At 65.7% G+C, this 4,092-nt stretch carries 3 protein-coding genes; 1 reads left to right on the top strand and 2 read right to left on the bottom strand.

Going from position 1 to position 4,092, the window contains the following annotated elements:
• Positions 1 to 1,997: response regulator (locus EOA79_RS30265; protein WP_128293579.1), on the top strand; the 1,997-nt coding region annotated here is incomplete at its 5' end.
• Position 1,998: 1 nt separating this feature from the next.
• On the opposite strand, the gene EOA79_RS30260 is transcribed toward EOA79_RS30265, so the two are convergent.
• Complete coding sequence (locus EOA79_RS30260; RefSeq protein WP_095799807.1) at positions 1,999 to 2,859, bottom strand: lytic transglycosylase domain-containing protein; 861 nt, start codon at positions 2,857 to 2,859, stop codon at positions 1,999 to 2,001.
• 3 nt (positions 2,860 to 2,862) lie between these two features.
• A partial coding sequence (gene ispG / locus EOA79_RS30255; RefSeq protein ID WP_128293577.1) for a flavodoxin-dependent (E)-4-hydroxy-3-methylbut-2-enyl-diphosphate synthase occupies positions 2,863 to 4,092 on the bottom strand: 1,230 nt, incomplete at its 5' end.

The raw sequence follows: 4,092 nt of genomic DNA, 5'->3' as shown, positions 1-4,092 counted from the left end.
CGCTCAATGCGCTCGAATCTGCTTCGGTGAACGACGATCTGTTCTGGTCGGCGCGCGACATGGTGCGCAATTTCAACCTGATGTCGGTGGCCCAGACAGTCGACGAATGGAGCTACCGCGAGATCCGCAACCAGAACGATCTTTTCGCCCAGCCGATGCTGGTGCGCGTGCGCACCGCACTCGATGACGAGCGGCGCCTCGCCGATGCCGCCAGCGACCGGCTGCTCCTATGGGCGAGCGGCCTGCTGATCGCCGTCATCGCCATCGCCGCGGGTCTGATCTTCCGGCCGATGGAGAACGCGATCCGCCGCGCCTTCGCCGAAACCGCAGCATCGTTGTTCAAGGCCGAGGCGGCCGACCGGGCCAAGTCGGAATTCCTCGCCAATATGAGCCATGAGATCCGCACGCCGATGAACGGCGTGCTCGGCATGGCCGAGCTTCTCGCCAAGACCGAGCTGACGCCGCGCCAGAAGACCTTCACCGACGTCATCGTCAAATCCGGCAACGCGCTGCTCACCATCATCAACGACATTCTCGATTTCTCGAAGATCAATGCCGGCCAGCTGACGCTCGACCCCGCCCCGTTCCGCCTGGCCGAAGCGGTCGAGGACGTGGCCACGCTGGTCTCGGCCCGCGTTGCCGAAAAGAACCTCGAGCTCATCGTGCGCGTCGACCCGCGCCTGCCTGGCTTCGTCGTCGGCGACGCCGGCCGTTTCCGCCAGATCGTTACCAACCTGCTCGGCAATGCGGTGAAGTTCACCGAGAAGGGGCATGTGCTGATCGATGTCGGCGGCGATGTGGTCGATGGGACCGTCCAGCTCAAGGTCCGCGTCGAGGACACCGGCATCGGAATCCCCGCCGAAAAGCTGCAGAGCGTGTTCGAGAAATTCGCCCAGGTCGACGGCTCGTCCACCCGTCGTCACGAAGGCACCGGGCTCGGCCTTGCCATCTCCGCCCGCCTCGTCGACCTGATGGGCGGCAAGATCGGCGTTGAAAGCGAGATCGGCCGCGGCTCGGTCTTCTGGTTCGCCGTACCGCTGCCGGCACACAAACAGCAGGCGCGCGACGAGATCGTGCCGGTCGACGTAACCGGCGCCCGCGTCCTGGTCATCGACGACAACCCGGTCAATCGCGAGATCCTGCTCGAGCAGCTGCGCAGCTGGAGCTTCGACTGCGCCGCGGCCGAAAGCGGCGCCGTCGGCCTCGCCTTTCTCGACCGCGCCTGCCAGCTCGGCGCTTCGGTCGACTGCATCATCCTTGACTACCAGATGCCCGGCATGAACGGCGCCGATGTCGCCAAGGCGATCGCCGCCGACAGCCGCCTGTCTTCCATTCCGGTCGTGCTGCTCACTTCGGTCGACCAGGTCGATTTCGGCCGACTGATGATCGATTTCGGCATCGTCGCGCATCTCACCAAGCCGGCGCGTTCGGCGGTGCTGCTCGGCACCGTGATCTCCGCCATCCAGAAGGCGCGCACGCAAGGCGGCAAGGCGCATTTCGTGCGCGAGCCGGTCGTCGTCCAGTCGGCTCCGCCGCCCTTCACCGTCATCCGTGGTCCAGCCGTTCCGGTCCTCTCGCCCGAACCGGCGGCGGCGCCGGGCGGTCCGATCGATATCCTGATCGCCGAGGACAATGACGTGAACCAATTGGTCTTCGGCCAGATCCTCAACGGCCTCGGCCTCAGCTATCGCATTGCCGGCAATGGCCGCACCGCGGTTGAGATGTACCGCTCGCTGCGCCCGAGGCTGGTGCTGATGGACGTCTCCATGCCTGAGATGAACGGTTACGAGGCGACGCGCGCCATCCGCGCCATCGAAGGGCAGAGCGGCAGCCATACGCCGATCATAGGCGTCACCGCGCATGCGCTGAAGGGCGACCGCGAAAAATGCATGGAAGCCGGCATGGACGACTACCTGCCAAAGCCGGTCTCTCCCGACCGCCTCGGCGCCAAGATCGGCACCTGGCTCAGCGAGACGGTGGCGGCGAAGACGGCTTGAGCTACCGATTTCGCATAACCAGGCACGCCCCGCCGACGCTTTGCAGCTTATTGCAGATGCCGTTGGCCTCGGCGCGCGAGTCGGCACCGATCCTGACCGCATAGATGCCGCGCCGGCCGATCGGCGTGCGCACGCGGCTGACCACAGGATCATGGCTGCCAAGCAGGGAAGGGAATCGGCCGCGAACCCGCAACCACTGGCTGATTGCGGCGGAGCGGCGGAAATTGCCGGCCACCTGGACGCCCCACGGCTTGACGTTGATCGAGGCCATGGCGACGGTCCGCGACATGATCACCGGCAGCCTGCGGCAGGCGACCGCGAAGCTCATCTTCGGATCGAGCGGCCGGATAGTGCCGGCATAGGCGGTGTCCGAGAACTTGTCGACCGGCTCGCCCATGATGTCGAAGACATAGCTTTCGGTCTCCATCGGCAGGAAGCCGCCGGAGGACAGCCAGCGCGATACGCGGTTCTCGCCCGCATTGTAGGCGGCAGCCGCGAGGCCGAGATTGCCGTAGCCCGCCTTCATCTCGGCAAGATACTTGGCCGAGGCGGGGATCGCCTGCCCGATGTCGAAGGGATCGGCAAGCCCGCGCAGCTTGGCCGTGCCCGGCATGAACTGCGCGATGCCTTCGGCGCCCACGGGGCTCACCGCATTGGGATCGAAGCGGCTCTCCTTCCAGATCAGCCGGGCGAAGAAATCCTTGGGCAGGCCATTTTGCTCAGCCTGAGTTTCGATCAGATCACAGACGCGGTTGATCAGCCGTTTTGCGGCCGATCGCGACTGCGGCGGATCGGCGAATGCCTGACCGGCAGGGATCAGCGCGCAAATCAGGATCAGTGCCGTCCTGAGCAAGCGCTGCATGGCTCATTCCGCGGCGGCTTTGCCGTGTCCGTACCGCTGCTCGATATAGTCGGCGACCATCTTTTCGAAATCCTGCGCGATCGAGGGGCCACGCAGCGTCGCCGCCTTCTTGCCGTCGATGAACACCGGCGCTGTCGGCGTCTCGCCGGTTCCGGGCAAAGATATGCCGATATCGGCATGCTTGGATTCGCCGGGGCCGTTGACGATGCAGCCCATCACCGCGACCTTGAGGTTCTCAACACCCGGATATTTCTCACGCCACACCGGCATGTTCTTGCGGATGTCGGCCTGGATGCTTTGGGCCAGCTCCTGGAAGACGGTGGAGGTCGTGCGGCCGCAGCCGGGGCAGGCCGCGACGATCGGCACGAACTGCCGGAAGCCCATCGTCTGCAAAAGTTCCTGCGACACCTGCACCTCGCGCGTGCGGTCGCCGTTCGGCTCCGGCGTCAGCGAGATGCGGATCGTGTCGCCGATGCCCTGCTGCAGGAGGATACCCATGGCAGCCGAGGAAGCGACGATGCCCTTGGTGCCCATGCCGGCCTCGGTCAGCCCGAGATGCAGCGCATGGTTGGAGCGGGTCGCAAGCTCGGTATAGACGGCGATCAGATCCTGCACGCCGCTGACCTTGGCCGACAGGATGATCTTGTCGCGGCCGAGCCCGATCTCTTCCGCCATCTCCGCCGACAGGATCGCCGACTGCACGATCGCCTCGCGGGTGACTTCCTGGGCGGTGAGCGGCGAGCCCCGGCCCTGGTTGTCATCCATCAGCCGGGTCAAGAGCTCCTGGTCGAGCGAGCCCCAGTTGACGCCGATGCGCACCGGCTTGTCGTATCTGATCGCCATCTCGACGATCGCGGCGAACTGGCGGTCCTTCTTGTCCTTGAAGCCGACATTGCCGGGGTTGATGCGGTATTTCGCCAGCGCCTCGGCGCAGGCCGGGTGATCGGCGAGCAGCTTGTGACCGATATAGTGGAAGTCGCCGACCAGCGGCACGTTGACGCCGAGCCGGGCCAGCCGATCACGGATGCGCGGCACGGCAGCGGCGCTCTCGTCGCGGTCGACAGTGATGCGCACGATCTCCGAGCCGGCGCGATGCAGCGCCGCCACCTGGGCAACGGTTTGATCGATGTCGGCGGTATCGGTGTTGGTCATCGACTGCACGACGACCGGCGCGCCGCCGCCGACCATCACGCCGCCGACATCGACGCCGACCGATGCGCGCCGCGGGAAAGG

It is taken from the genome of Mesorhizobium sp. M1A.F.Ca.IN.020.03.2.1, assembly GCF_004023205.1.
Taxonomy (GTDB): Bacteria; Pseudomonadota; Alphaproteobacteria; order Rhizobiales; family Rhizobiaceae; genus Mesorhizobium.
This window is presented reverse-complemented; position numbering and strand designations above follow the sequence as displayed.

Bases quoted from the DNA above. Each gene is read 5' to 3' on its own strand.
- EOA79_RS30260 (WP_095799807.1), bottom strand. From the start codon at position 2,859: ATGCAGCGCTTGCTCAGGACGGCACTGATCCTGATTTGCGCGCTGATC.